The following is a 26066-nucleotide window of genomic DNA, read 5'->3' as shown; positions in this document are numbered from 1 at the left end:
GGCCTGCTCCAACGAACGGAATGCGCCGTCGTGCCAGCAGTTACGGTGGAAGTGGCGCCACATCTCGGCGTCGGCGAGGGTAATCGTCATCGGATGGCCCGCCATGGTTTGACGATCTTGGCTTCGATGAGGACGTCGAGTGCGGCGGCCTTGTCGGCGCACGTTTCGGTGTCGCAGCCGATCCGCGCCTGCCACACCAGATGTGCGTCCTCCGTGGTGTACGGAGTATTAGGTGCGGCGTGGCACTCGGCCCTCTTCAGGGGCCGATCGAAGGTGCAGATCGTGCCGTAGAAGACGGCAGCGACGGCGAAGGCGATCAGTAGAGCGATGGGCATCTTGTCTGTACCCCCGGGCGCGTTGTGTCAGTTCTGGAGTTGGAAGCACCCGATGCCGGATCACGGCCCACGGTCGAATTCGAGGCCAACCCCGGCATCGGGAGCTGAACCTCACGTTAAGAACGAGACATGTACCGATCAGGTACCTTCCGTACCCCATGCCATCTGGTCGGATACGCTTTAATCCAGTGGGTAGGCCATAGGAGGGGCACCATGCGGGACCCCAGAGGTGAAGCGCCTGTCGGCACACGAATCAAGTGGCTACGCGAGCGCGCAGGCATGTCGCGCCCGGTCCTGGCCGGGCTGGTCGGGCGGTCGGCGGAGTGGATCAAAGCGGTCGAGACAGGCAGGCTCCAACCACCGAAGCTGCCGATGCTGCTGCGGATCGCGCAAGCACTGGAGGTCAAGGATCTCGCCGAGCTGACCGGGAACGGACACGCCGTGTCGGTGGCGGTGTTCGCCGGCGAGCAGCACGAGGCGCTGACCGAGGTACGCCACGCCCTCACCGACTATCGGATGACAGCCGGTGCTCGTGCCAGCAGCGTCGAGCATCTCGCGATTCGCCTGGACCAGGCGTGGAAGATTCGCCATACCAGTCCAGATCACCGAACCCAGCTGGGCGCCTTGCTCCCTGGCTTGATCAGGGACGCGCAACAGGCTGCTCGAATCCCTGGGCCAACGCGCAGGAAGGCGCGGCGGATCCTGGCGGGCGTCTATCAATTGGCGGACTTCTACGTCGCGTATCAGCCTGCCCCGGAATTGGTTTGGCTCGTCGCGGACCGCGCCATGAACGAGGGGTTCGAAGCGGACGACCCGTACGTGATCGCGTGCAGCACCTGGGCGATGGTGCAGGCGCTGCGTGACTCCGGCCGTTGGGAGGAGGCGATCGAGCTTGCGCGGTATGCGCTGGATCAGCTCGCGCCCTACCTCGGCGGGGATGAGACGCCGGACGATTGGCGGGGGATCGCGGGCGCGCTCGAGGCTGAGGTGGCGTACGTGCATGCTCGCCGGGGCCGTTATGGCGAGGCGTGGAAGCACTGGGAGGCCGCCGATGGGACGGCGCGGCAGCTGGGTCCGGGGTATCGACATGTGCAGACGTCGTTCTCGATGCCGGTGATGGCTGCCCATGCGACAACGCTGGGGGTGGAGTTGCGGCGCTCGGCTGAGGCGCTGCGTTCCGCGAGGGAGTTGGACGCGGAGACGATCGTGTCGGTGCCGCGCCGTAGTCGGCATTACATCGAGGTGGCCCGTGCATATTCGCAGCGGCGGGAGGCGGCTGCGGCGTTCGCGATGTTGGAGAAGGCCCAGCAGACGGCACCCGAGACGATCCGATACAACGGGTTCGCGCGCGAGATGCTGCATGGGCTGGTGAAGTCACCGCCAACGGGGATGAGCCGCGATGTTCGGGAGCTTGGTCGACAGATCGGCATATCCATTTAGGTCCAACAGAGATGAAAGAGCCGCCGCCGCGGATATCTGGTTGTGTGTGCGATGACCGTTTACCCGAAGCGATGGCGCGGATTGAGCGTGCCCGCGGTGCGATCATCGCGACCGGCGAGGAACATTTGCGCAGTGAGGGTGGTCGGTGCGCCCGAGCGGTCGAAGGTGTACCGGCGAGCCCAGCATGCACTGCACATGGCCGAACAGGCACGTAACCGACTGCTGGTCGATCTTGTCGGCGATGTTGCGGGAGTGTGGACGCAATCTCGGCTGCACCGATGACTTTCGGGTGAACCTGTCGTCGATACCTCTGGACATACGACAGACAGGAGTCCAGGCATGACAGGACCGTTTCGATTGGGCACGACCTCGGTGCGGGCAAACGGTGTCGATCTCGGCATCGAGAGCTTCGGCCGCGAGGACGATCCGCTGGTCCTGCTGGTCGGTGGCACAACAATGTTGTCCTGGCCCGACGCGCTGTGCGAGCGGCTCGCCTCGGACGGGCGGCGCGTGGTCCGCTACGACCTGCGTGACTCCGGCGCATCGACGACCCTCGACCCGGAGAACTCGGCATACGACCTGCGGGATCTCGCCACCGACGCGGCTGCGCTGGTAGAGGTGCTTGGTGCCGGGACCGCCCACCTCGGTGGGGTCGGCGTCGGCGGGATGGTCGCTCAGGTCGCCGCGCTGGACCACCCGGACGTGTTCTCCGCACTGACCCTCGTCAGCACCCGGCCGGTGGCGCCGGGCCCGGTCGACGAGGACCTGCCCGACCACGACCGCGCGGTCATGAGCGCGCTGTTCTCCCGCCCACGGCCGGACTGGACCGACCGAGACGCTGTCGCGGCGTTCGCCGCCCAGGGCGCCGAGCCGATGGGCAACGATCCGCAGCAGGCGCGGGCGACGGCGGCCCGAATCTGGGACCGGACACCGTCGAGCGATCCCGCGGTGCACCAGGCGAACCAGCTCGGGATGGTGTTCTCCCGGATCGACTGCGCCCCGCGCTGGCGGGAGCGGCTCGGTAAACTCGACGTGCCCACGCTCGTGGTGCACGGTCGCGCCGACCCGTTCTTCCCGGTCGGCAACGGCGAGGTCCTCGCCGCCGAAATCCCGGGGGCGCGACTACTCGTCCTCGACGACGTGGGTACCGCCCTGCGCCACGCTGCGGCCGACGAGGTCGCTGCCGCCATGCTCGCCCTGTAACCGCCCGGATGCGAGGCATCCTGAGCGGGCGGAACGCACCATATGCCGCGCGGTGGGACGTCACATCGCTCGGTGTACGTCGCTGCCGGTTTGCTGCAATGGCCAGATAGCTCCCCAGTAAGTGGCCGTCGATGGGGAGTTCCAACTGGCCGCTGACACAACGAAAGCACAGGTAAATCTGAGCGGCGGTGTGCGAGTTCGTCGCGGATAGTGGGTTGCGTCCGGTTCCGCAGAGTTCAGGTGTGTGCCGGGCTGATCGGGAGGCTCGGCGAGGGGTGGACGACCGCGGGGATGCCGCGGTGGAGAGGGGTCGGGATGCGCTCCAGTACTCCGCCCGCGAAGACGTCGTAGAGCGGGAGGGTTTCCAGGTGGACGTAGCCGATGTGGCAGTCGCATTCGGTGCGGGGGCAGGAGCGGGGGGTGAGGGCTCGGCGGTAGGTGTTGTCGTAGAGGTTGCCCAGGGGGGTGGGGACGAAGTGGCAGCGGCGGACAGTGCCTTCGCCGTCTACCGAGATCACCGAGGAATTGGTGCGGCAGGGCAGGCCCACGGAGCGATGCGGGTGGCGGCTGAAGGGGAAAAGCGGGTCGACGGCGGTCCAGGTGGACGCGGCTTCGTCGGTGTAGGTGTGGCCTTCGGCGGCGTTGACCCACAGGTAGATGTGGTCGGGCAGGTCGGCGCGCAGGCGGCGGGCGTGGTCGAGATGGTCGGGTAGGCCGACGATTCCGACGCTGAAGCGTACGCCGGCGCGGGCGAGGCGGGTGGTCTTGTCGAGGAAGCGGTCGTAGGAGGTCTGGTCGGGGTGGTAGGTGCACCAGAGGGCGACGGTGTCGAGGTCGGCGTCGGCGAGCCATTCGGTGCGGCAGCTCAGGTTGGTCTGGATGGCGACGCGGTCGATGTGCGGCTGCCGGGACAACTCGACCAGGGCGCGGCGGTACCACGACCGTACGAGTCCTTCGCCCCACGGGGTGAACAGGATCGAGAGGCGATCCTCGGTCTGCGCGCACGCCCACCGGATGAATCGTTCGAGGGCGGCGCGGTCGGCGCGGAGCTGGGCGGTCGAGTCGCGGCGCTTGGCGAACGGGCAGTACGGGCAATCGTAATCGCAGGAGGCCAGAGGGCCGCGGTAGAGAATAGTGAGATCCACTGCCGGTCACCGATGTTCGTAGGCTGCCATGGCAGCGCGGACCGCGGGGGAGAAGAATTCGGGGCCGATGGCGTCGGAGTAGGCCAAGCCCTCGGGGGTCAGACGCAGGTGACCTGATTCCGGGTCGACGAGCCAGCCGCGCTCGGCGAGAACATCCAATTCGGCGGGGAAGCTGTCGCGTGGTTCGTGACCGAAGCGCTGCCGGTAGTCCGCCACCGCGAAACCCTCGGCTTGGAGCAGGGATTGCAGCAGGTAGCGCCGCTCGGCCTCATCGCCGTCGATCGTCCGTCCGTAGACGGCGCTGGTGAAATCCTCAGTGGCCGTGTAGGTGTCGACGATCGCACGCACCTCGCGCGGGGCGACGGCGTAGTCGAACGAGTAATGCGTTCCCGACGTGTAGGAGCGGGCTCCGCAGCCGAGACCGATCATGCCGTCGGTCTGGCAGGCGTAATCGTCCGCCCCCTGGGGCGGCGCGTCGGTCCGGCGGAACATGCGCATGGAGATCTGCACGTAGCCTTCGGCGAGCAGATGGTCGCGGCCCTCTGCATAGCGGCGCAGACGTTGGTCGTCCCAATCGCGTTCGGCCGCGGCGGGATCGGCGTGCCGGTCCAGTCCGGTGAGCGGGCGGACGTAGAGCGGGTAGAGGTAGATCTCCTCGGGCCGCCACGCCAGCGCGGCGTCGAGCGACTCTCGCCACGTCGCCGCGGTCTGACCGTCGATGCCATAGATGAGGTCGATGTTCAGGACGGGTATGGCGACGTCGCGGATGCGGTCCAGCGCCGCCTCGACGTCCGCGCGTCGCTGCGGTCGCACAGCGGCGTGCGCCTCCTGTTCGATGAAACTCTGCACGCCCAGGCTCAGCCGTGTCGTCCCGCGTTCGGCCAGCACGGCGAGACGATCCGCGGTGGCGGTGGTGGGAGACGCCTCGACCGAGAGCGGGATGGCGCGCAGATCAGCGCCCATGATGCCCTCGGCGGTATCGCACAGTCGGGTCAGTTCACCGGCCTCGAGGAAGGTGGGGGTGCCGCCGCCGAAGGCGGCGGTGGCGAAGTGCGGTGTTTCGGCGTCGCCCAGTGCCGCGCGGACGGCCTCGGCCTGCCGGGTCAGCGCGTCCAGATAGCGCCCGGTGAGGCCGTCGGGCGCGCCGACCCGGGTGAACAGATTGCAGAATCCGCAGCGCACCTCGCAGAACGGGATGTGCAGGTACAGCGAGAGTGCTCGTCGCGACTCACCAGCCCAGAGCTCGGCGAGCGCCGGCCGCGGTGTGAGCGGGCGGTAGGCGGTCTTGTGCGGATAGGCGTAGACGTAGTTCTGATATGGTCGGGGCAGGGTGATCGTATGGGTCATGTGGGTGGCTCCAGGAAGAAATGTCCGTAGGGAACCGTCCAGACGGATTCGTGTCCGAGTCGGTGGCCGGTGTAACCGTCATCGCCGTAGGCCGTGCCGTGATCGGAGCAGACGACGGCGAAACAACGCCGCCGCGAACGCATCACGTCGAACAGTCGACCCACGTGCCGGTCGACGTATTCCAGGGCGGCGGCGTGGGTGCTCATATTGTCGCCGGTGTCGCGGCTCGCACCGGGCAGGTGGAACCAGTTGGGCTGATGGAGGGCCGAGACGTTGACGAACAAAAACAGCGGCCGCTCGGCGGGCGAGGCGGCTACCACCCTTTCGGCACACGCCACCTGGGCTTCGAACGACGTGGGTGATGCCACGGAGAACTCCGATTCCCAATGGCTTTCGGCGAACAGGCCGGGCAGGACATTGCCCAGCGCGCCCTGTTTGTTGAAGAAGCCGACGCCGCCGACACAGGCTGTGTGATATCCGCGCGCGGCGAGTGCGGTCACCAGATCGGGTTCGTCGAAGACGAAGGTGCGCTCGGCGGTGGTCTCGCTGCCCGTGAAGCGCGCGGCGAACAGCCGCGGGTGCGGGCCCGGCGTCRCTGGCGTCGGAAGGAATCCGGCGAAGATCGCGTGATGCGCGGCGTAGGTGAAATTGCCGGGAGCGTGGCGCTTCTGCCAGACGTTGCCGGGAAGATGGGCCGTCAGATTCGGTAGACGACCTGTCGCCGCCGACTCGACCGCGACGTCGTAGCGCAGGGTGTCGAGGGTGAGCAGCAGTAGGTCGTCCCGGCCGACGACGGTGTTCATATCCGGCTGGGACAGTAGGGGTTCCGAGGTCGTCACAGCGGGGCACCCCTGAGCGCGCCGACCAGCTCGCGCGAACCGGTCTGTCGCGCATTGTGATAGCGGCTGGTCGCGGCGATGACCTGCGCGGTGTAGGTGTCGAGTCCGGCAGCGGGTCTCTCCGGTAGCCCGGTGAGCCGGGGCAGCAGATCCCCGAACGCGTTGACCTCACCCACCGCGAAGTGCCGCCAACCGACCGCGGGCAGCAGATCCACGCCGACGCACAGTGTCGACGGGAAACAGGCCGCGGCCTGTTCGCAGATCGACAGTGCCTTCGCCCAGTTGTCGCCCGCGGCGGCGCGGAAGGCCGCGAGATCACCGCGCGCACCGCCGAGATGCAGGTTGGTCAGCGGCGCGCGGCTCGTTCTGACGACGACGTGGGTGGCGCGGCCGCCGATCACCACAACACGTAAATCGGCGGACCGACCGTCCTGGGAAACCTTGGGAATCCAGCGTTCCAGGTGCAGTCCGTCCGGGGCCAACCGGTCGACAATGGACGCGATCTCCCGTTCGGAGGTGTAGCGCCGGATGCGCAGCGAGTTGTGCAGATGACCTTCCGCCGTGATCTCCACCGAGGTGGTCGCGCGCACCCGTCCGTCGCGGGCGGATTCGACGGCGAGGACACCCGAGGCCGACGATCCGTGCGCGAGTTTGACGAAGACGCGCGGCATCTCGGCGTCGCGCATATGGCCGCGCACATCCTCCCACCCGTGCATGGGAGCGCGTCCACCCGAGGTGGGCGAGGACGGCACCGGTACACCCGCACGTGACAGCCGGGCATGGCACAGCCGCTTGTCGAACAACACGGCCAGGTCTTCGGTGTCGTCGAGCCGGAATCCGCCGCGCAACGAGCGCACCGCATCGAGGAACCGCGTGTACCAGCGGGCCGAACCCTCGACCCGCGTCGGTTCGTTCGTCCCCCGTAACAGGCGATCCACCTCGGCGTTCTCACCGGGGGAACCCAGACGCACGATCTCGTCGTCGGCGAAATCGTGGCGGCCTTCACGCAGCACGTCACGCCATTCGGCCACCCGGATGGTCGCCACCCCGGCAGCGCGGGCGGCCTCGGTGAACATCTGGACGCGCCGGTTCTCGCCGTTGCCGACGATCACCCAGCGCGGCGGGAGCGGCGGTGTCGCGGACGCGTACACGTCTCACTCACCGACGGAGACGAACCGCCACACGGTTCCGTCTTCCTCGTCGCTGTCCTCTTCGGCGTCGTCGGCGTCGAGTTCGAGGCGCACGCCCGCAGGTTCCAGAGTCTCGCGCAGCTTGGTGCGCATCGCGTCGGACAGGTAGTTGTAGTGCATGTCGAGCACGCTCAGGTGGCTCAGGGGCTGACCGGACAACAGGGCCGCGACACCGTCGTCGGTGAGCACGCCCATCGAGACGTCCAGACTGTCCAGCCGGGCCACCACGGGCGCCGCGGCGAGTGCGGCGCAGATATCGTCCTGGGTCTCGCTGTTGCGCAGGGCGAGATGTTTCAGTGCGGGCAGCCGGTCACCCGACAGGATCGGCGCGAGATCGGCCACCTCGCTGTTGCCGCCGTACTCCGAGGTGCCGAGCCACAGGTCGAGGTGGGTCAGCGCGGGCAGGTCGCTGGCCGCGATGCCGCGCACGACCGCGGCGGGCAGGCCGCCCGCCTCGACGACGAGGGTGTGCAGCCGTTCGTGCCGCACGGCGGGGAACTCCAGGTTCTGACTGCCGCGCACACCGAAGACCTCCAGTTCGGGGAAGTTGTCGAGCAGCGGGGTCACCAAACCCTGGTTGATCCAGGAGATCTCGCATTCCTCCATGACGATGTCGCCGAGGAACAGTGCGCGCAGCGCGGGCAGGCGGTCCTTGGCCGCGCACAGTGCCTCGACGACTTCGTCGGGACCGGTCTCGTACACGTCCTGCCACGTCCCGACGATCAGGGCGGTCACCCTCGTCGTGTCGACGGCATGCAGGAAGCGGGTGAAGCATCCCCCCCATGTCTCCGCGGTGTCGTCGGTATCGACGCTCAACCGCCACGCGACCGAGTCCGGCTCCGGCAGGACGACCGCCTTCTTCTCGTCGGTCTCGGCATCAGGAAAGGTGAAGGCGGGTAGGTCGCCGAAGTCGTACAGATGGTCGCCGATGGTCATGTGATGTGCCCGCCCCTTCCGGCAGTGCCCGTGATCGTCAGGAGGTTTTCTACCAAGTCGCACCGACACCGGGCGACTCGGGCGGTCTGTCGGTGCCGGGCGCTACGGTCTCGGGCAACGGCGGCGAACTCGCGCTGTGACGGAAGGAAATTCACGTATCGGCAAGGCGATGTCCTGATCGCGCCCGCGGCGGAAAACGCTGTACCACTGGCGCTGCTGCACGCGCCCTCGGTGGCGCGGGATCCGCGCGGCCGCTTGGTGCTCGCACTGGGCGAGGTCACCGGCCACGCGCACGCGGTGCAGGGGCCGGGCAGGCTGATCCGCGAATCCGGGGCGACGGGGCCGATGCTGTTGCATCTGCCCGAGGGCGGACGCGTCGTCCACGAGGAGCACGCGGCGATCACGTTGCCGAAGGGGTGGTTCCGGGTGGTGCGGCAGCGGGAGTACGTGCCCGGCTCGGTTCGCATCGTCGCGGACTGACGCTCGGGACGAAAGACAATCGGTGAGTACAGAATTGAGCGAGTGCGTGACGAAGCGGGATGAATGGCGGTCGGTTTCGACGGCGACCGGGCCGGGGGACAGGGCGGCGGCCGAGGACGCGGTGCGGTCGGCCTACCGGCAAGCCGGGCTCGCCGATCCCGAATCCGTTGTGTGGGGCGCGATCGCCCCTCGAGGCGGTGCGGATACTGCGGGACCGGGAGTCCGGTTCGGATACCGGCGTGTGTGTGCGGGAGGCGCTGCGGAACGCCCCGCTCGCGGCCGAACGCGAACGCGTCCACACCGAACTCGGCCCGGGGGGATTCAGCGAGCACTGGCGTGCGACCGGCGCGGACCTGTGGGAGCTGACCGGAACCATCGCGAACCGGATCGGGGCAGGCGTCGTCGACGCGGTAGCGCGTAACCGCAAGGAGCGGACCGAGATTCGCCTGCTGCTGCTCGACGCCGTTCTCGGTCGACATGACGCCGCGTGGCTGTCGGCGTTCGGCACCGAACCCGGCGAACCGCTGCACGCGCTGGCGCGCGTCGCCCGCGAGGCGGGCTGGTGGTGGCCCTTCGAGAAGGTCGCGGTAATCAGCGAGCGGCCGACCGAACTGCACCCCACAAGGTGGCGTTGAAGGCCGCTGCGGGTGTGGAACCGGTCGGGCATGCGTCCAAGTCGCAGTTGTCGGTGTACGGGGCGCTGACGTTGCAGGGCGCGACCGCTGCCGGGCGGGATCAGCGCATCGGGAAGCGTTGGCGTTGGCTGATGCTGCGGGGGAGGTCGCCGGGCGACTTGGCATGGACACCAAGGACTATGAGTGCAACTTCGGTCCGTCGCAGGTGGTGATGCAGACCGTAGACATCAATGTCTCGACGGAGCGGTATTCGGAGGCGGTGCAGGCGGCGAAGAAGATGCCGAATCGTGGGGCCGGTCTCGCCCAGGTCAGCCAAGCGCGGCATCTGCTGGATCAGGCGGCGGCGTTAACCCGGATGGGCAGCATCAGCGGGCACTGGACATGCTGCTCACCGCTGAGCGGGTCGGCGGCCGGGACTGGGCGTTTTACCAGACCCTGCTGAAGCAGGTAGTGGAGGAGCTGAGGGAGAAGGAGCGTAACCCCGCGTTGCGCGACCTGGCTCAGCGCATCGGCTCGCGCGGGTAGCTCACAACGAAACGAATAGGCCGTCCCCGGAATGAAATAGGAACGGCACCCGAGGCCTGTATCACAGCTATGTCGACCCATCGCCCCAGCTGTGATGTACCTGCCCGGTCGTGTGTTGCGCGTCAACGTGCCGACTCGCGTAACTGATCGTCGCCGGTTGCGAGCACACACAAGGAGGGTCTGACCGGCGTAGATCGCGACTACGACGGTCAACCGTTCCGCGGAAGTACCTTCGTCGAAACGCAGATTCACGGTGCCGTCACGGTAGACGACATCGAATTCGGTGCCTTGCGTCAGGAGCCGGATACGCGGGGGCTGCTGGACGACAAAGCGGGCTTGCCGTCTGGGCAGACCTCCGATTCCGGCCACTTGGCGGCGTCATTGCCCCTACAGGCCGAGTTGTCGTCGTTCGGGTCGAGGTGTCAGCGGCCGTGTCAGGGTGGCGTCAGGGTGGTGTCAGGACAGACGCTGATAGTTGCTGACATGACGAAGAACAGCACTTCCTCGACCGATTCGAAGTGGATCGGCATGGTGCCGGTCGACGATACTGCCCTGGCAGTCACCGACACCGGCGGTGACGGTATCCCTGTGGTCTACTGCAATGGCCAGTTCGCCACTCAGGGGTACTGGCGGAAGGTTATCGCTGAACTCGGTCCCGGCTTCCGGCACATCACCTACGACGAGCGGGCCCGCGGCAAATCGAAGACCTCGGCCGACTACTCCTTCGCCACGTGCGTGCGGGATGTCGATGTCGTTCTGGCGGCCAGGGGTGTGGACCGGGCGCTGGTGGCGGGCTGGTCTTACGGCGCATTCGTCGCGGCACACTGGGCCAGCCGCAATCCCGACCGTGCCGTGGGCGCGGTCCTGGTCGAGGGCGCGGAACCCTACGACTGGCTCGACGATGCCATGGAGCAGCGGATCCGCAAGCTGTTCAAGCGGCTGCGCCCGGTCACAGCGCTGCTGCGCCCGACGGGCCTGACCCCGCGGATGACCGCCGCGCAGCAGGCCGAGAGCAACATCGAGCTCGGCAAGATCTCCCGTGAGGCCGACCTGGGTCCCGTGCTGGACAACATCACCGTCCCGACGCGGTATGTGCTTGCGTCGGGGGCGTCGTTCGGAAGCCGCGGTGACGAGCAGGAACGGATCCGCGCCAGCCTCGATGCGGTGTGCGCCCGCAACCCGCACCTCCGCGTCAGCGCTAAGGTCGCCAGCAACCACGACCACATCCTGCGCAAGGACTTCCGCGCCGTCGCCGAAGCCGTCCGCGAGACGGTAGCGGCCCATGACCGGGAGGGTTCGTCGAGCTGAGCGATCTAGATACCACCGGGGCGCCAACCGGACCGTATTCCACCATTCATCCGTTCAATTGAATTTCACCACAACAGATTTGAAGGAGCGCACCACCATGTCCATCACCCTCACCGATCAGGACAAGGCCACCCTGCGGACCGCCGCGTACGGCGCCGTGTCGTTGCTGGTCGCGGCTGATGCCACCGGCAAGCCCCATAAGGTCGCCACGAACGGTTCCATCGCCTTGTCGTCGGCGACCGGCCTGGTCGGGCACGTGCTCGCCGCGAAGTCCAAGGACATCGAACTGAACGGAAAGTCCGTCGCCGAACTCGCCGACCACGTGCTGCCGGCCCTGACTGCCGCAATGAACCTGCTCGGGAAGCAGGATCCGGCCGAGGCCGACAACTTCCGCAGCACCGTTCTCGTCGCCATCGAAGCCGCCACCCAGCACTACGATGGCCGGCCCGGCCCCATCCTGGTCGAGATGACCCGCAAGATCACCGCAGCCCTCGACGCCGCTTGATGGGATGTCGGCCCGCGCAGCAAAAGCCCGTGTCACGGGGTCCTCTCCGGACCCCGTGACACGGCGCCGCAAACTTCCTGGTACGCATGGCGTTTTCTCGATCGCATCGACTGGCACACCACTGTTGTTGTGCCGGCAGCAGCGGTATTCACCGCACACACGCGGAACGGTTCGGTCAACGCAGCGCAGCAAGTTCGTCGACATAGTAGGTGGGGGTACCCAGGAATAGGCTGGCAGGCGCAGGGCAGTATCCGACTTTGAGCGTGTCCAGTCGGTAGGTCCATTCATCGCCGTGTGAGCCCGAGAACCGGTAGTTGACCTGCCAGCGCAGCCACTCTCCGCAGGCGAGTCGCCGCGCTGGAGGGCGTCGCCACCTGCGTGGCATACCGAACGGCGTCACGGTGGCTTGTACCCGCAGCAGCCCGTCAGCTTCCTGGATTGAGAATCCCAGAATCTGCTCTGGAGTCGGGCAGACCTTCGTGGGTGACAAACCGAGGCTGGAATCGGTCATGTTCGTCCATGAGGACCTCATGCACGTCCGATGCTTGCCGCATCGGAAGCGGGAAGGCTATCGGGGCGGCGTTTCGACGGGAGGCTTCCGCACCGCCTCGAGACCGTTTGGTCCATGAAGTGCGCACCCACTGCACGACCGTTTCCACGATGCTGATTCTGCGCCACGACAGCTGGAAGACGCCATTGTGATTCGCCGGCTCGCGGCACTCGCCAGCGCGTGACTCACTCCCTTGGCTGATCCTCCACCTACCGTTGAAAGGTCGACCAGCGCGGCGCTCCGCCGACGAACTGCTGCGTCAGAGTGGCCGAACCGGGTGTTCCGGTCCGGCCGCGCGGGAGCGACTATCTGCACATTCATGGGTCGGACGCTCGCAGATCCGGCCATACATCAGACAGTGGCGACCTGTTCAGCGGAACCCGGCAGCTTGCCTATCCTGGTCAGCCACGTGGCGAGCAGTTCGTTGAACTTGTCGGCGCGATGCTGATGCAAGAAGTGTCCGCCGTCATCGATGACGTGCACCTCGTCGTGGTCTCCAAGTGGAAGTTCACGTTCGAGGCGGCTCGTTTCCTCGCTGGCGTACACCGCGAAGCGGGGGACGTTGCGGTCCAGGAGATACTCGCGTGCGACATGGCTCAGCCCCAGGCTGTGCTTATGGCCGAAAAGGCCGACCAATGCCTCGCGCACGACATTCGGTGGGGTACCGAGTACCCGGCGCTCATGCCAGGTGATGAGGGATTCCGGTGTGTCCGGCGTGTAGAACGCGGCGCGGAAGAATATCGTCGCGGCTTCGCACGGATGTGGGCCGCGGATGGCCGCGAGCGGTTCGGCCACTTCCTCCTCCGTGAGGTAATAGACCGGATCGACCAGTCCGATGGCCGAGACCAGTTCCGGGTGCCGAACCGTCAGCGCCGAGGCGACGACGGTCCCCATCGAGTGACCGATGACGAGTGCTGGCTCGGATCCGATATGCCGGAGCAATGCGGCGGCATCATCGGCGAGGGTCTGCGGTCCGTAGTCGCTCGCCGGGGCGCTGGACCGCCCGTGGCCCCGCTGATCGACTGCGACGACTCGGAAGCCGAGTTCCGTCAAAACCGGTATCTGCCAGCTCCAGTCGTGTGAGTCGCAGGTCCATCCGTGGAGTAGCAGGACTGTGGGACCGGTACCGACGTCCGTGTAGAAAAACTGCACGTCATCATGTGTGAAGATGCTCATCGAGTGATGCTCCGAGTCGAAAGAGTTGGGATCCGGTCGAGTTGCCGTACATTCCATGCGCACCGGTCGGCGGGTTTTGTGCCGAATCGACCGGTGCGGCGTGGATGGCGGACCATCTTTCTCCCGAACGATTTGCCAGCGCCGTTTGATCTTGTACCTTGAAGTCGCACTGCGGTTGGGAATCCGAAAAAGTAGACGGAGCAAAGCGATTCGTTGCGGACCATAGGCTCCGTGCAGTGAACATCGGATTCGGGGTCTGGCCTTATCTTCGGCGATCGTGTCCGGGTTACGGCTGGTCCCGATTACCCGATTACCCGATAACCCCGCTCGACCAGTACGGCGGCAGTCGCTTTCCCGATCCCGGACGAAGCACCGGTGGCTACGGCAACGCGGGACATGAGGAGTCTCCCTTCCAACACCAGTTCGCCGACCGCCTACCGACACGACAAGCGCCCGCCCGACCGAGTGGATGGACTATCTCGGACTCCTCGTCCTGACCTCGCGATCCGCGACGCCGGGGCAGACTTCTTCAGCGCGCGCCGATGGGGCCCGACCACGATCCGTGTCCGCGCAATCTCGGTTCGCTAAGGTCGCCGCCGAGTGCAACGTCCCGGTCGCGCCGACCTCCTCGACGTGATCGCCACTCTCACCTACGACACCCTGGAGCACCTGCTCGACGGAGCCACCGAGTCCTACAACTGATCCGAGTCGGCCGATACGGTGTAGGACAGCGGGGCCGTTTCGACGAAGCCGATCCGGGCATTCTTGTCGCATCAGGTACCGGATCAGCGGTCGGTATCCCGGCGTGAGGTGGCACCATGACAGCGGATGATGAGCCGTGGGAGATCCCCCCGCTCGACGACGCACCGGACATTGCACGCGGCTCTGCGGCGCAACCAGGGGAAACGTTGGCCGACACCAGGAATTGGCCGGGGTACGGGCTGCTGGTGGTCGCGGCGACAGTCGCGGTCGCCGCCGCGGTGATCGCCGGCTGGGGGTTCGGCCGTGCCGCCATCGCGGCAACGATCATCGCCGCGGTCGCGTTGCTGGCCGGGGTCACACTCGTCGTCGTCGAACGCTTACGCCGCAGGACGCGGCAGAAAGCGGACCAGGTGACCGCGCCCGCCTGGCAGACCATCGTTCCGCCGGAGGTCTGACGACCCGCGCCGGTCAGTCTCGTGGCAGGAAGCCGGATTCGATGAACTCGCTGACGTACATGTCGACCGCTCGACGATCCACGGGCGGGCAGTGCACGCCGGTGCCCGTCAACGCGGCACGACTGTGTGCGTCGCCCCAATCGAGGTGCCCGGCAAGGTCTGCCAGGTTCGGAGAGAGCAGTGCGGCACGCACGAGCGAATCATCCCCGACCGCGTCGCGTCGGCGGGATTCCCGAAGCAAGCTTTCCCGCATCGCTTCCAGCGGGGTCGTCGCCATCGGCAGCCCGTGCGCACGCATGCTGGCCAGGATTTCGCTTACCGGTACCGGCGTCCGATTGACCAGGTGATACACGATTTCGGTGCGTGGGTGTGCGGAGATCTCCACGATCGCGCGGGCCACATAGCTCACCGGGACCAGCGAGACCTTCGCGTCGGCCACGTCGGGCGCCATGCCGAGAATCGCGGCGGCGCGGATCATATTCCAGAACGCGTCGTCGGTGCTGTTCACGCCGACGCACGGGTCACCACAGATCGTGCCCGGCCGGAAGATGGCGATGGGCACGCCGCGTTCACCGGCCTGGCGGACCAGTTCCTCGCCCACCCACTTGGAGGCGAGGTAGCCGTTGCCGGACAGCTGATCCGCGCGCAGCCGGATATCTTCGCCGACGACACCGGACGGGGTGGCCGCGACCGCGGCGCCGATCGCGGAGATGAAGTGCACCGGCTTGACCCGCTGAGTCGTGGCCAGCCGCAGCAACTCCCGGGTTCCCTCCACGTTGGCAGGCCGCAGCCGCGCGTACGGCTCGATGTGGTTGACGCGCGCCCCATTGTGATAGATCGCGTCGACACCATCGGCGAGGCGGTCGTAGTCGGTGGTGTCGAGACCGAGCCGCGGTGCGGTCAGATCGCCCGCGACGACGACGATCCGCTCCGCGGCGGTTTCGCCGGACAGGCGGTAGTAGCGTTGCGCCCGCAGGATTCGATCGATTCCTTCCTCTGCGCTCTCCGCGCGGACCACACACCAGACCCGGGCATCGGTGCGTTCCAGCAGTTCGTCCAGAAGATGCGCGCCGAGGAAGCCGGTGGCGCCGGTCAGCAGGACTTCCCGTGGGGGCCCGGTGTGTGCGGGTCCGCATCCGCTGATATCGAATTCGGGCTCCAGCACGGCATCGGCGTCCGGCGTCGGCGGCGCATCCGGCTCACTTCTCCCGATCAGCCGCGCGGCGAGGCCGGTGACGGTGGGGGCGGCGAGTATCGCCGACATCGGCACATCCTGCGCGAGCCGGGACGACAACCGCTGGTGCAGGGTGAATGCGAGCAGTGACGACCCACCGAGTTCGAAAAAGTCATCGGTGACCCCGATCGGGGACACCGACAGCACGTCGGCGAACACCTCGGCAATCGCCCGTTCGAGTGGTGTGCCCGGCACGGCGTCGGTGCGCGTCGAGAACGCCGGTTGCGGTAAGGCGGCGCGGTCGAGTTTCCCGCTGGTGTTGACTGGGAATGCGTCGAGCACTACCACCGCGGATGGCACCAGGTACGCGGGTATCGAGCGAGATACTTTGTGCCGCAACAGATTCCGATCGACCACCGCGCCCTGCGCGGCCGCGACGTAACCGACGAGCCGGTCCCCCAGATCCGAAGCCTTGACGGTGACCGCCGCCTGGCCGACAGCGGGATCGGCGAGCAGCGCCGCCTCGATCTCGCCGAGCTCGATGCGGTGGCCGCGGATCTTCACCTGAAAGTCCATGCGCCCCAGATAGTCCAGCGTCCCATTACGGTTCCAGCGCACCAGGTCCCCGGTCCGATACATCCGCTCGGCCGAGCCGCCGAGCGGATTCGCGACGAATCGGCCCGCCGTGAGACCCGGCGCGCCGTGGTAGCCGCGGGCGAGTTGTACTCCGGCCACATAGAGTTCGCCCGCCACACCCACCGGAACCGGCCGCAGCCGCTCGTCGAGGACCAGGCACTGGGAATTCCATTCCGGCACACCGATCGGCATATCGGTGGCCTCCAGATCGACGGCGGAGACCAAGTGGTGAGTGATGCTCACCGCGGCCTCCGCCGGACCGTACAGGTTGTGCACGTCGGCCGGACTGACCAGCGCGAAGCTGCGAGCCGTCTCCGGGTGCAGCGCTTCTCCGATGACGAAGATCGCACGCAGCGAAGCCAATTCGGCTGTCGTCGCGTGTTCGGCGAAGACCGTGAGCATGGCCGGAACGAAATCGGTAAGGGTCACCCGATGTTCGGCGATGAGCCGGCACAGGGCACGGGGGTCGCGGTGCGCGGTGGGCCCCGCAAGCACAAGGCGCGCGCCCGCGCGCAGCGGAAGAAAGTACCCCCACAGCGACACATCGAAGGTCGCCGATGTCTTCTGTAGATACACATCCCCGGCGGCGACGCCGTACTCGTACTGCATCCAGGCGAGCTGGTGCACGATCGCCCGGTGGCTGACCACAACGCCTTTCGGGTGCCCGGTGGACCCGGAGGTGTACATCAGGTAGGCAGCGTGCTCGTCGTGCAGTCGTGCGAGGCGTTCGTCGTCGGTGACGGGCGTGGGATCGATGCCGTCCAGGTCGAGGGTGTCGACGGCGTGCGCCGCGGCTGCCGTGAAGCCGTCCGCGCCCGTGGTCAGCACACATCGGGGCGCCGCGGATTCGAGCACGTGCCGAATGCGTTCGGTCGGATGATCCGGATCGATCGGAACCCAGGCCCCTCCCGCCTCGACGATCGCGTACAGTGCGACAACCTGCTCCACCGACCGGCGCATGGCCACCGCGACGACCGTGTCCGGACCGACCCCCTGCCCGATCAGCCACCGAGCCAGTCGCGTGGATCGATCGCGCAGTTGCCCATAGGTGATCGTCTCCGGCCCACACGCCACAGCAATCGCGTCCGGCGTTGCCGCGGCATGTCGTCCGAGCCCCGCGGTGAGCGGTTCGGGCGGCAGGTCGTGTTCGGGCCCGGTGCCCCAGGACCGGATTCGCTTGTGCTCGACCGGATCCATGATGTCGAGGTCGCCGACCGCGGCGGCGGGGTCGGCTGCGATCTGCACGAGGATGCGAATGTAGCCATCGAGGAATCGCTGCACGGTGTGCTCATCGAAAAGATCGGTGCTGTAACCGAACCGGATGATGATCTCGCCCGGGGCGCCGTCGGTGTCGTGGGCATCCACCACACCGATGTGCAGGTCGGTCTTCGCTGTGTCGGCGTCCACGTCGAGGAACGAGAAACCCGGGCCGGACAGCTCGAGCGTGGCCTGCGCGAAGTTCTGGAACGCGAAGCCGACCTGGTACAGCGCGTGCCGCCCGGGCGAGCGTGTCGGGTCGACCGCGTCCACGACATGCTCGAACGGAACCTCGGAGTGCGCGAAGTTCGTCAGGTCCCGTTCCCTCGTCCGGTTGAGCAGCGCTGTGCAGCTTTCACCTGGGTCGATGCTGGTCCGCGCGACGGTGGTGTTGACGAACAGGCCGACGACGTCCGCGAGTGCGGGCTCGGCACGGTTGGTCATCGGCACACCGATGGCGATGTCGGTGCTGCCGGAAAGCCGGGCCAGCAGCACGGCCAGCGCCGCCCGCATCACCATGAACAGCGTCGCGCGATGCGCGCCCGCGACGGCGAGCAGGTCGCGGTGCAGCGCCGCGGGCACCGACCGCTGGATCGCCGAGCCGCGCAGCGACGCGACAGCAGGGCGCGGCCGGTCGGCGGGTAAGTCGAGTTCGTCGGGCAGGCCGGCCAGCTCCTGTGTCCAATACTCGAGTTGCCGGGAGAGCATCGAATCCGGGTTGTCCCTGGCGCCGAGCAGGTCCTGCTGCCACAGCGCGTAGTCGGCGTACTGCACCTCCGGCGGCCGCCAGGCGGGGGCGGTGCCCTCGCTTCGTGCGGCGTAGGCGAGGGCGACGTCGCGGGCGAGCGGCGCCAGCGAGGAACCGTCGGCGCAGATGTGGTGCAAGGCGCACACCAGGATGTACTCCTCGGGCGTGCGCAGCAGCCGAACCCGAAGCGGCACTTCGGCTGATACGTCGAAACCGCGGCGCAGGGTGGCGTGCACCCGGCCCGGCACCGCGTCGTCGGCGAGTTCCTCCACCGCGAAATCGCGGATCACGCACTCGGGTTCGAGGATCAGTTGGCGCGGGCCCGTCGCGTCGGCGGGGTACATTGTGCGCAGCGACTCGTGCTGTTCGACGGTGTCGGCGAATGCCGCGCGCAATGCGGGGACATCCAGCTCCGACAGCCGCAGCGCGAAGCCGATGTTGTCCACCGACGACGCCGTATCGAACTGATTGCGTAGCCAGAACCGAAGCTGGGCGGGCGAGAGCGGGATTCGCTCCGGCCGCGACCGCGCCAGCAGAGCCGGGCGGGCCGCGTCGAACTGCTGTGAGCGGATGGCCTTGGCGAGCGCGGCGACGGTCGGATGGTCGAACACCAGCCGTGGGGGTATCCGCACGCGCCATGTCTCGCTCAGCCGTGCGGCAACCTGGGTGGCCAGCAGCGAATTGCCGCCCGCCGCAAAGAAATCGGCGTCGGCGCCGAACCGTTCCCGACCGAGGACGCGGGCGAATACCTCGGCTACCAGTTCCTCGCCGAGGTCGGACACCGGCCGATAGCCGGGCTGGTCGAGCGCGCGGACGCGCAGCGCCGATCGATCGGCCTTGCCTGTCGGGGTCCGTGGGATCAGATCCATGAGGGTGATCGTGTTCGGCTGCAGATATTTCGGCAGCAGCGCCGCGAGTGCGTCCGCCAGCGCGGCGGGGTCCGGAGCGTGTCCGGGTTCGGGCTGGACGAATGCGGCCAGGCTCGTCTCGCCTGTGCTGCTTTTGCGATCGACGGTCACGGCCAGCCGGACACCAGGTTGCGTGGACAAGATCGCGTCTATTTCGCCGAGTTCGACCCGGAAACCGCGCACCTTGATCTGGTCGTCGCTGCGGCCGAGGTAGTCCAATTCGCTCGGGGAGTTCCTGCGGACGAGATCACCGGTGCGATACATCCTGGAGCCGGGAGGTCCGAACGGATCGGCGAGGAAGTGTTGCGCGGTCAGATCGGGCCGCCCGTGGTATCCCCTGGCTACACCGGGTCCGGAGACGTACAACTCGCCGACCACGCCCACGCCGACCGGGCGTAATCGCTGGTCGAGCACGTGGCAGCGCATGCCGCGCACCGCCGATCCGATGGTGACCGGTGCGTCGGGGGACAACGCGGAGCTGAGCGTGGCCAAGATCGTCGATTCGGTCGGACCGTAGGCGTTGTGGAACAGGCGGCCTTCGGCCCAGCGCCGCACCAGCATCGGAGGGCATGCCTCACCGCCGACGATGACCGAGCGCAGCGCGGCGAGTCCGCTCGGCTGGAGCGAGGCCAGCGCGGACGGCGTGAGAAAGGCATGGGTGATCGCGTGCCGCGCGAGCAGGTCCGCCAGGGCGCTGCCGCCGTAGACCGTCGGCGGGGCGATCACCATCGTGGCGGCGGCGCAGACCGCGAGCAGCAGCTCCAGCACCGAGGCATCGAAGCTCGGCGACGCGAAGTGCAGGACCCGCGCGTCCTTGTCGAGCGAGTGCCGTGCGGCCAGCTCGGCGCAGAGCGGAGCCAGCCCGGCGTGGGGGACGGCAACGCCTTTCGGTTGCCCGGTCGAACCCGACGTGTAGATCACATAGGCGATATTCGAGGCGCGCAGTCGCGTGGGCCGATCGAAGTACGCGATCGGGTTCGTGGGATGCGCCGACACCCGCGCCGACACCTCGGGGTCGTCCAGCGCGAGCCATCGCACGCCGGCGGGTAGCGTCGTCGCGTATGCGCACCGGGTCAGGCCGAGCGTGGTGCCGCAGTCGGCGACCTGGGACTCGATGCGTGCGGACGGAAATCCCGGATCGATCGGCACGAACGCGGCGCCGGTTTTCGCGACCGCCCACACGGCGAGCACCGAGTCGATCGAGCGCGGCAGTGCCACCGCCACCGTGGTTTCGGGACCGGCGCCCATTCCCAGCAGGGTCCGTGCCAGCTGGGACGAGCGGGCATCGAGGTCTCGGTAGGTGACCTCGGTCTCCGCGCACACCACGGCGACACCGTCGGGATTGTGCTCCGCCGCCGCCGCGAGCAAGGCGCCGAGCGTTGGCAAGGCGGGCTCGGCCGACCGGCGATGCCCAGTACGGACGGGTGGACGAGCTTCCCCGCTACCGGTGGTCATGTCGTCGTCCGTTCGGAGTGCCTGTAACTCGGTGATGCTATAGCCGGTCGGTATCGCTCGCCATGGATGAGAAGGGCGACGCGGAGACTCCAGAGCGGCCGGGACGGTCACGCTCGGCCTGCCTGCCGCGACCCGTTCGGCCGAGATCTCGCCCGAGCAGTCGTCTTCGCCGATCGGCCGGACGTGGTGGACGTGGTGCGCCGATATCGATGGTCCACCGATATCGGCGCGGTCGCGTGCTCAGCTCTTGCCGAGCATGGTGCGCATCTGCTCGATCTCCGCGTGTTGATTCGCGACGATCGCCCGGGCGAGTGCCTGCGCGTCGGCGTTCGTGCCGCCGGTCGACTCGGTTTCGGCCATGGCGATGGCGCCGGAATGATGTTCGATCATCATGGTCAGCCATTGGCGGTCGAAGTCGGGACCGGTCGCTGCCTGCAAAGCGGACATCTGCTCGGCGGACATCATGCCGGGCATGCTGTGGCCCATGTGCCCGTCACCTGCGGTGGGGGCGGGCTTGCCGAAGCTCTGCAGCAGCGTGGTGATCTGCTGCATCTCCGGCGCCTGTGCCTGCTCGACGGCCGCGGCGAGCGCGAGCAGCTCTTGATTCCGGCTTCGGCTCGGCGCCAGCTTCGCCATGTCTACAGCCTGCGCGTGATGCGGATACATCATCTGGAGAAATGACACATCGGTGTCGTTGAAATCGGTGCGGGCCTGTGTATTCGAGGTCGCCGCCATACTCGACGTGCCGTGCTCCATGCCGGGCATGGTGTCGCCATTGCCGCCGCCACATCCGGCGATGGCCAAAGCGGCTATCGCGGTGACGGCGAGGGTTACGCGGGTACGGGTGATGAACATGAGGGTGCTCCTTGCGAACTGGGATTCTGACACTGGAGGAGGCAACGCCGCCTCCGTGGTTCGGACACACGGACGCGGCGGAGCTGTCAGATCCGCAGAATCGCCAATTCGGCCAGGGTGGGCACGGTCCAGGGCGGTGGTCGGCTCCGCCGCGGACGCCAGTGCCGCGGCAGCGCGACACCGCTGCCGGGCCGGTCGACCGCCATCCGATAGAGCAGGACCAGCGCGAACAGCACGGCGCCTGCGACAAGGATGAATACGCAGCCGTGCATCTCGCCGTGCGGGCCGCCGCACCCCTTGCCCGCGCAGTCCGGGCCCGGTGCGGCGCCGCCGGTGGCGAGCACCGCAACGTCGAGGGGCCGGGTGGGGTGAGTGTCCTGACCTGGCTGAACCCCGTCGTGCCCGCGCTGAGTTCGGTCGCGGCTCAGCTTGGATATGCGTTGTTCCGGCTGGGCCGAGGAGGCGTCTTCGAATCTCACGGCCACGGTGCCGTGGCCGGCGGTCGCATGGGTATGGCCGGAGATGGCGAAGACCGCCGAATGCATAGCGACGATCCCGGCGAGCAACGCCAGCACACCGAGCAGCCTGGTCCGCCGGTTCGCACGGAGGATCTGGCGACCGCTGAGGCCGACCACCCCGGTCGCGACCGAGTTCACCGTGAGCACCGCCAGGTCGGTGAAGTGCGGCACGATGTGCGGCAGCCGGAACGCGTGGTTGACCACAGGGAGTGAGTCTAGTGCCCCGCCGATCTGCTACCCGCATATACCCCCGGGTCGTATATTCCTACGGCGTGGCGATGTCGACGACCAACCGGGTCGGGTTGGACAGGGTGCTCACGGCGAAGGCGGGTCGGTCGGCCGCTACGCCGATGAACGACTGTGTGGTGCCCTCGAACACCATTGTCCGGTAGACGCCCGCGACTCCGGGCGCAGACGGGTCCACCGCGGGGTCCGGGCCGGAGTACGGCGTCACTCCACTGTCGAACGGGTAGGCGGAGCCGAGGATTCGCACCTCGAGGATCGACCGGCCCGCCACCTCGACGGGGTTGCCGCTGCCGTCCTGCACCGCGTGGTCGGCGTACTGGACCAGCCAGCCGGGCGTGCCTTTGCCACCGAGCTCGTAGACCACGCGATCGAAGCCGGGCTGGTGGCCGAGTCGGATGTTAGTGACCGTGAGCCCGGCGTCGTCGGAGGCCGTACCCCGCTTGGGTTGGGCATTCTCCGGCGTGGCCGGCGTCGCTTCGGCCGATGGACCGGGGATCGAGGCGAGCGGGGCGCCCGGGGTGGTTCCGCCGTTGCCGCAGCCCGCCAGCACTACAGCGGCGGTCGCGATAGTGAGCACCATCCTGTTGCGCATGGGGCTGATGTTACGCAAGAGAGGTGTCGAATGGTACAACTATCGGCGCATCGGGTTTCGTCGTCGGGCGGCCGGGGTTGTCGCGAGCGAAGGGTGCGACGGGGTAGGCCGTGCCCGCGGACGAATGCCGTCGTCGGTTGCTATGAGATTGCCAATTAGTGAAACTGGCGAAATCTCGGCTAGTGACGTCGCCCCTGAGGCGACGACGCGGCGTGCCGTGCGGCACCGGGATCAATATTGGTTCGCCAACGCTCGGGTCCTAACATCGTTAATCCGGTGCTGCGCATCATCTCCGGGAAACCCTCTGTCGGACAGCGTCTTTCGAAGGACCGGTCAAGTGTCCGCGCGGTCGGTGCGGACGCGGCGGTTGCGCTCGGCATCGAATGTGTGCCGAAAAGTGGCCGACGCCGGCTCGCTGCTCGGGTCGAGTAGCGCAGGGGATCTCGTGTACGGCTCCCGCGCCCGTGGGATCCGATGTGCCGAAGGCTCATGTTGAGCCGCCGGACGCACGCGTTCGACCCGCGCGTGCCTCCGGCGGTGAGCGGGCGTGTGATCCGTTCGGCTACGGGACCCGCCCCGGTCGCGGAGCCGTCGACCAGCGGGTGCGTCACGTTCCTTCCGGCCTCGGCTGAATTCGCCTGCACCAGTGGAGCTATGCCGCGCCGACCGGTCACCGCGAGGCTTCGACGCGTCGATTCGCCGGGGTGGGCGCGACGATGTGGCAACGATCTAGCACACTTGGGGTGTGGGACATGTCGAGGACGTACTGAGCCGGCTGCGGCGGTATCCGGATGTGGAGGCGCTGAATCTCTACGCCGTGGATGCGGCCGATCGGTTGATCCTCGACGTCGCCGCTGACGCGCTCGCAACCGCAGATAGCGGAAGAGTAGCCATCATCGGCGACGCTTACGGCGCGCTGACCCTCGGCGCCATCGCGGGCCACGATCTGCGTGAAGTCCGGGTGCACCAGGATTTGCTGACCGGCGAGCTCGCCCTCGCCAACAACGCCCGCACGGCCGGCTTGTCGGATCGCTACACCGCGCACCCGCTCGGCAGCCATTTGCTGGGCGATGTCCGGGTGGTACTGCTTCGCCTGCCTCGTGTGCTCGCCGGGCTGGCCGAGGTCGCCGACGCCATTGCCCGCCACGCCGACCCCGAAGTCGAGGTGTTCGCGGGTGGTCGGGACAAGCACCTGACCAAGTCGATGAACGACGTTCTTGCCCAGTCGTTCTCCGAGGTGCGCGCCAGCCGCGGCAGGCAGAAGTCGCGGACCCTGCTGGTCGGCGGGCCCAAACCGGTCGGCGACCCGCCGTTCCCGGTGCGCGCTCGCCTCGAGGAGCTGGATATCGATGTCGTCGCACACGGCGCAGCCTTCTCCGGCGCCCGGCTCGACATCGGAACCAGGTTCCTGCTCCAGCACCTGAAGTGGATGAAACCGGACGCTCGCGACGCCATCGACCTCGGCTGCGGCACCGGCATCCTGGCTGTCGCGCTGGCCAAGGCACGGCCGGGCATCAAGGTGGTCGGGACCGATCAGTCCGCCGCGGCGGTGGCGTCGGCACGGGAGACCGCCGAGGCGAACCAGGTCGCCGACCGGGTGACCGTCGTGCGCGACGACGCGATGTCCTCGGCCGCGGACAACTGCGCCGACCTGGTGCTGTGCAATCCGCCGTTCCACGTCGGCGCTGCTGTGCACACCGGGTCGGCGATCAAGATGTTCGCCGAGACCGGCCGGGTGCTGCGTCCCGGCGGGGAGCTGTGGACCGTCTACAACTCGCATCTGAACTATCGGAGCGTGGTCGAACGGATGGTGGGCCGGACCGAAGTGGTCGGCCGCAACCGGAAATTCACGGTGACTCGGTCCGTGCGTGGGCTGCACGACCCGCGGCAGCGGTAGAGTCCGAATTGTCTGGCTCGGCGCGTTTCCGGGGAACTCGCTTCCGATGACAAACGTTGGACAGAGCAGTTGGATATCGAGTGCACCTCTCGATGAACAGCGGCAACGACTCCAGAAAGGGACGTGCTTTGCGTACCACGAGCAATCCGGTTTTCAGGAACCTGCCGAGGCAGGAGGGCGGTGGATACGCCAGCTTCGGTTCCGGCGTAACCACCGCGGGACAGTTCGGCAACCAGTACGGCCAGCAGCCATACAGCCAGTACCCGCAGCCTTATCAGCAGGCTCCTGCCACCAGGGCGATGACCATCGACGACGTGGTGACCAAGACCGGCATCACGCTCGCCGTGCTCGCCCTGTCCGCGATCGTCTCCTACGGCCTCACCAACGCGAACACCTCGCTCGCGCCGCTGTTCGTGATCGTCGGCGGCTTGGTCGGCCTGGTGCTTGTGCTGATCGCGACCTTCGCGAACAAGATGGACAACCCGGTGCTGGTGCTGTCCTACGCGGTCGCCGAGGGGCTGTTCCTCGGTGCGCTGTCGTTCATGTTCACCAACATCGAGTTCGGTGGGGTCGGCGGCAGCGCCCTGATCGGTCAGGCGGTGCTCGGCACGTTCGGTGTGTTCGCGGGCATGCTGGTGGTGTACAAAACCGGCGCCATCCGGGTGACCCCGCGGTTCACCAGGATCATCGTCGGCGCCATGATCGGAATCCTGGTGCTCGTGCTGGGCAATCTGATTGCGGGCTTCTTCATCTCCGGCGGTCTGGGCCTGCGTGACGGCGGCCCGCTGGCGATCGTCTTCAGCCTGGTGTGCATCGCCATCGCCGCGTTCAGCTTCCTGCTCGACTTCGACGCCGCCGATCAGCTGATCCGCGCGCAGGCGCCGGAGCGGGCGGCCTGGGGCGTCGCCCTCGGCCTGACCGTCACTCTGGTATGGCTCTACGTCGAGATTTTGCGACTGCTGAGCTACTTCCAGAACGACTAGTGAGCTACGAGAAAGGGCGGTCGCCG

General features: G+C 67.4%; 23 protein-coding genes. 11 read left to right on the top strand and 12 right to left on the bottom strand.

Annotation, left to right across the window (positions count from 1 at the left end; translation table 11 throughout):
- Positions 1–86 precede the first annotated feature (86 nt).
- The gene (locus tag AB4Z47_RS19630; protein WP_441952655.1) at positions 87–335 is read right to left on the bottom strand and encodes a hypothetical protein; all 249 of its coding nucleotides are present in this window, start codon (positions 333–335) and stop codon (positions 87–89) included.
- A gap of 213 nt (positions 336–548) precedes the next feature.
- Here AB4Z47_RS19630 and AB4Z47_RS19625 point away from each other — a divergent pair, with 213 nt between their 5' ends.
- Together AB4Z47_RS19625 and AB4Z47_RS19620 are read left to right on the top strand one after the other, a co-directional pair.
- Positions 549–1775: a helix-turn-helix domain-containing protein gene (locus tag AB4Z47_RS19625; RefSeq protein WP_441952653.1), complete on the top strand. Its 1227-nt coding sequence runs from the start codon at positions 549–551 to the stop codon at positions 1773–1775.
- A gap of 339 nt (positions 1776–2114) precedes the next feature.
- On the top strand, positions 2115–2978 hold the full coding sequence (locus AB4Z47_RS19620) for an alpha/beta fold hydrolase (RefSeq protein ID WP_441952651.1): 864 nt from the start codon (positions 2115–2117) through the stop codon (positions 2976–2978).
- Between the two features lie 236 nt (positions 2979–3214).
- Here AB4Z47_RS19620 and AB4Z47_RS19615 read toward each other — a convergent pair whose 3' ends face one another.
- From AB4Z47_RS19615 to AB4Z47_RS19595, 5 genes are read right to left on the bottom strand one after another with little or no spacing between them, the layout of a single operon-like run.
- Complete coding sequence (locus tag AB4Z47_RS19615; RefSeq protein ID WP_441952649.1) at positions 3215–4123, bottom strand: STM4011 family radical SAM protein; 909 nt, start codon at positions 4121–4123, stop codon at positions 3215–3217.
- A 6-nt stretch (positions 4124–4129) separates the two neighbouring features.
- Positions 4130–5470, bottom strand: a complete 1341-nt coding sequence (locus AB4Z47_RS19610; protein WP_441952648.1) for an STM4012 family radical SAM protein — start codon at positions 5468–5470, stop codon at positions 4130–4132.
- Complete coding sequence (locus AB4Z47_RS19605; RefSeq protein ID WP_441952646.1) at positions 5467–6309, bottom strand: STM4013/SEN3800 family hydrolase; 843 nt, start codon at positions 6307–6309, stop codon at positions 5467–5469. Before AB4Z47_RS19605 ends, AB4Z47_RS19610 begins: the two co-directional genes overlap by 4 nt.
- Entirely contained in the window at positions 6306–7460 is a 1155-nt protein-coding gene (locus AB4Z47_RS19600) for an STM4014 family protein (protein ID WP_441952644.1), read from the bottom strand. The genes AB4Z47_RS19605 and AB4Z47_RS19600 overlap by 4 nt, the downstream gene beginning before the upstream one ends.
- A 3-nt stretch (positions 7461–7463) precedes the next feature.
- Complete coding sequence (locus AB4Z47_RS19595; protein WP_441952642.1) at positions 7464–8435, bottom strand: STM4015 family protein; 972 nt, start codon at positions 8433–8435, stop codon at positions 7464–7466.
- Positions 8436–8440: 5 nt separating this feature from the next.
- On the opposite strand from AB4Z47_RS19595, the gene AB4Z47_RS19590 reads away from it, so the two are divergent.
- From AB4Z47_RS19590 to AB4Z47_RS19565, 6 genes are all read left to right on the top strand, one after another.
- Entirely contained in the window at positions 8441–8575 is a 135-nt protein-coding gene (locus AB4Z47_RS19590) for a hypothetical protein (protein ID WP_441952641.1), read from the top strand.
- Positions 8576–8666: 91 nt separating this feature from the next.
- A complete protein-coding gene (locus tag AB4Z47_RS19585) occupies positions 8667–8915 on the top strand; it encodes a hypothetical protein (RefSeq protein ID WP_441952639.1) in 249 nt (82 codons plus the stop codon).
- Positions 8916–9112: 197 nt separating this feature from the next.
- Positions 9113–9550, top strand: a complete 438-nt coding sequence (locus tag AB4Z47_RS19580) for a DUF6745 domain-containing protein (RefSeq protein WP_441952637.1) — start codon at positions 9113–9115, stop codon at positions 9548–9550.
- A 163-nt stretch (positions 9551–9713) separates the two neighbouring features.
- Positions 9714–9992, top strand: coding sequence for a hypothetical protein (locus AB4Z47_RS19575; protein WP_441952635.1), 279 nt, complete (start codon positions 9714–9716; stop codon positions 9990–9992).
- Between the two features lie 566 nt (positions 9993–10558).
- Positions 10559–11383, top strand: coding sequence for an alpha/beta fold hydrolase (locus tag AB4Z47_RS19570; RefSeq protein ID WP_441952633.1), 825 nt, complete (start codon positions 10559–10561; stop codon positions 11381–11383).
- A 97-nt stretch (positions 11384–11480) separates the two neighbouring features.
- Complete coding sequence (locus tag AB4Z47_RS19565) at positions 11481–11888, top strand: hypothetical protein (protein ID WP_441952631.1); 408 nt, start codon at positions 11481–11483, stop codon at positions 11886–11888.
- A 175-nt stretch (positions 11889–12063) separates the two neighbouring features.
- On the opposite strand, the gene AB4Z47_RS19560 is transcribed toward AB4Z47_RS19565, so the two are convergent.
- Together AB4Z47_RS19560 and AB4Z47_RS19555 are read right to left on the bottom strand one after the other, a co-directional pair.
- Positions 12064–12399 carry a hypothetical protein gene (locus AB4Z47_RS19560; protein WP_441952629.1) on the bottom strand — a complete coding sequence of 112 codons (336 nt, stop codon included), beginning with the start codon at positions 12397–12399 and terminating at the stop codon, positions 12064–12066.
- Between the two features lie 390 nt (positions 12400–12789).
- Entirely contained in the window at positions 12790–13614 is an 825-nt protein-coding gene (locus AB4Z47_RS19555) for an alpha/beta fold hydrolase (protein ID WP_441952627.1), read from the bottom strand.
- A gap of 818 nt (positions 13615–14432) precedes the next feature.
- Here AB4Z47_RS19555 and AB4Z47_RS19550 point away from each other — a divergent pair.
- Complete coding sequence (locus tag AB4Z47_RS19550; protein WP_441952625.1) at positions 14433–14771, top strand: hypothetical protein; 339 nt, start codon at positions 14433–14435, stop codon at positions 14769–14771.
- A 13-nt stretch (positions 14772–14784) separates the two neighbouring features.
- Here AB4Z47_RS19550 and AB4Z47_RS19545 read toward each other — a convergent pair whose 3' ends face one another.
- The 4 genes from AB4Z47_RS19545 to AB4Z47_RS19530 form a co-directional block, all read right to left on the bottom strand.
- Positions 14785–20949, bottom strand: coding sequence for an amino acid adenylation domain-containing protein (locus AB4Z47_RS19545; RefSeq protein WP_441952623.1), 6165 nt, complete (start codon positions 20947–20949; stop codon positions 14785–14787).
- 240 nt (positions 20950–21189) lie between these two features.
- Positions 21190–21804 carry a DUF305 domain-containing protein gene (locus AB4Z47_RS19540; RefSeq protein WP_441952621.1) on the bottom strand — a complete coding sequence of 205 codons (615 nt, stop codon included), beginning with the start codon at positions 21802–21804 and terminating at the stop codon, positions 21190–21192.
- An 86-nt stretch (positions 21805–21890) separates the two neighbouring features.
- Positions 21891–22526: a DUF6153 family protein gene (locus AB4Z47_RS19535; RefSeq protein WP_441952619.1), complete on the bottom strand. Its 636-nt coding sequence runs from the start codon at positions 22524–22526 to the stop codon at positions 21891–21893.
- A 61-nt stretch (positions 22527–22587) separates the two neighbouring features.
- Positions 22588–23160 carry an AMIN-like domain-containing (lipo)protein gene (locus tag AB4Z47_RS19530; RefSeq protein ID WP_441952617.1) on the bottom strand — a complete coding sequence of 191 codons (573 nt, stop codon included), beginning with the start codon at positions 23158–23160 and terminating at the stop codon, positions 22588–22590.
- A gap of 745 nt (positions 23161–23905) precedes the next feature.
- Between AB4Z47_RS19530 and AB4Z47_RS19525 the strand changes: the two genes are divergently transcribed.
- Both AB4Z47_RS19525 and AB4Z47_RS19520 read left to right on the top strand, forming a co-directional pair.
- Positions 23906–25057, top strand: coding sequence for a class I SAM-dependent methyltransferase (locus AB4Z47_RS19525; protein ID WP_441952616.1), 1152 nt, complete (start codon positions 23906–23908; stop codon positions 25055–25057).
- 128 nt (positions 25058–25185) lie between these two features.
- A complete protein-coding gene (locus AB4Z47_RS19520; protein WP_441952614.1) occupies positions 25186–26040 on the top strand; it encodes a Bax inhibitor-1/YccA family protein in 855 nt (284 codons plus the stop codon).
- Positions 26041–26066 lie beyond the last annotated feature (26 nt).

Origin of the sequence: Nocardia sp. 2TAF39 (genome assembly GCF_052114905.1) — a bacterium.
Lineage (GTDB): Bacteria > Actinomycetota > Actinomycetes > Mycobacteriales > Mycobacteriaceae > Nocardia.
Note: the sequence above shows the minus strand (reverse complement) of the source record. Positions and strands in the feature narration are given on the sequence as shown.

Bases quoted from the DNA above. Each gene is read 5' to 3' on its own strand.
- AB4Z47_RS19630 (WP_441952655.1), bottom strand. From the start codon at position 335: ATGCCCATCGCTCTACTGATCGCCTTCGCCGTCGCTGCCGTCTTCTAC.
- AB4Z47_RS19625 (WP_441952653.1), top strand. From the start codon at position 549: ATGCGGGACCCCAGAGGTGAAGCGCCTGTCGGCACACGAATCAAGTGG.
- AB4Z47_RS19620 (WP_441952651.1), top strand. From the start codon at position 2,115: ATGACAGGACCGTTTCGATTGGGCACGACCTCGGTGCGGGCAAACGGT.
- AB4Z47_RS19610 (WP_441952648.1), bottom strand. From the start codon at position 5,470: ATGACCCATACGATCACCCTGCCCCGACCATATCAGAACTACGTCTAC.
- AB4Z47_RS19595 (WP_441952642.1), bottom strand. From the start codon at position 8,435: ATGACCATCGGCGACCATCTGTACGACTTCGGCGACCTACCCGCCTTC.
- AB4Z47_RS19575 (WP_441952635.1), top strand. From the start codon at position 9,714: ATGGACACCAAGGACTATGAGTGCAACTTCGGTCCGTCGCAGGTGGTG.
- AB4Z47_RS19570 (WP_441952633.1), top strand. From the start codon at position 10,559: ATGACGAAGAACAGCACTTCCTCGACCGATTCGAAGTGGATCGGCATG.
- AB4Z47_RS19565 (WP_441952631.1), top strand. From the start codon at position 11,481: ATGTCCATCACCCTCACCGATCAGGACAAGGCCACCCTGCGGACCGCC.
- AB4Z47_RS19560 (WP_441952629.1), bottom strand. From the start codon at position 12,399: ATGACCGATTCCAGCCTCGGTTTGTCACCCACGAAGGTCTGCCCGACT.
- AB4Z47_RS19555 (WP_441952627.1), bottom strand. From the start codon at position 13,614: ATGAGCATCTTCACACATGATGACGTGCAGTTTTTCTACACGGACGTC.
- AB4Z47_RS19550 (WP_441952625.1), top strand. From the start codon at position 14,433: ATGACAGCGGATGATGAGCCGTGGGAGATCCCCCCGCTCGACGACGCA.
- AB4Z47_RS19545 (WP_441952623.1), bottom strand. From the start codon at position 20,949: ATGACCACCGGTAGCGGGGAAGCTCGTCCACCCGTCCGTACTGGGCAT.
- AB4Z47_RS19540 (WP_441952621.1), bottom strand. From the start codon at position 21,804: ATGTTCATCACCCGTACCCGCGTAACCCTCGCCGTCACCGCGATAGCC.
- AB4Z47_RS19530 (WP_441952617.1), bottom strand. From the start codon at position 23,160: ATGCGCAACAGGATGGTGCTCACTATCGCGACCGCCGCTGTAGTGCTG.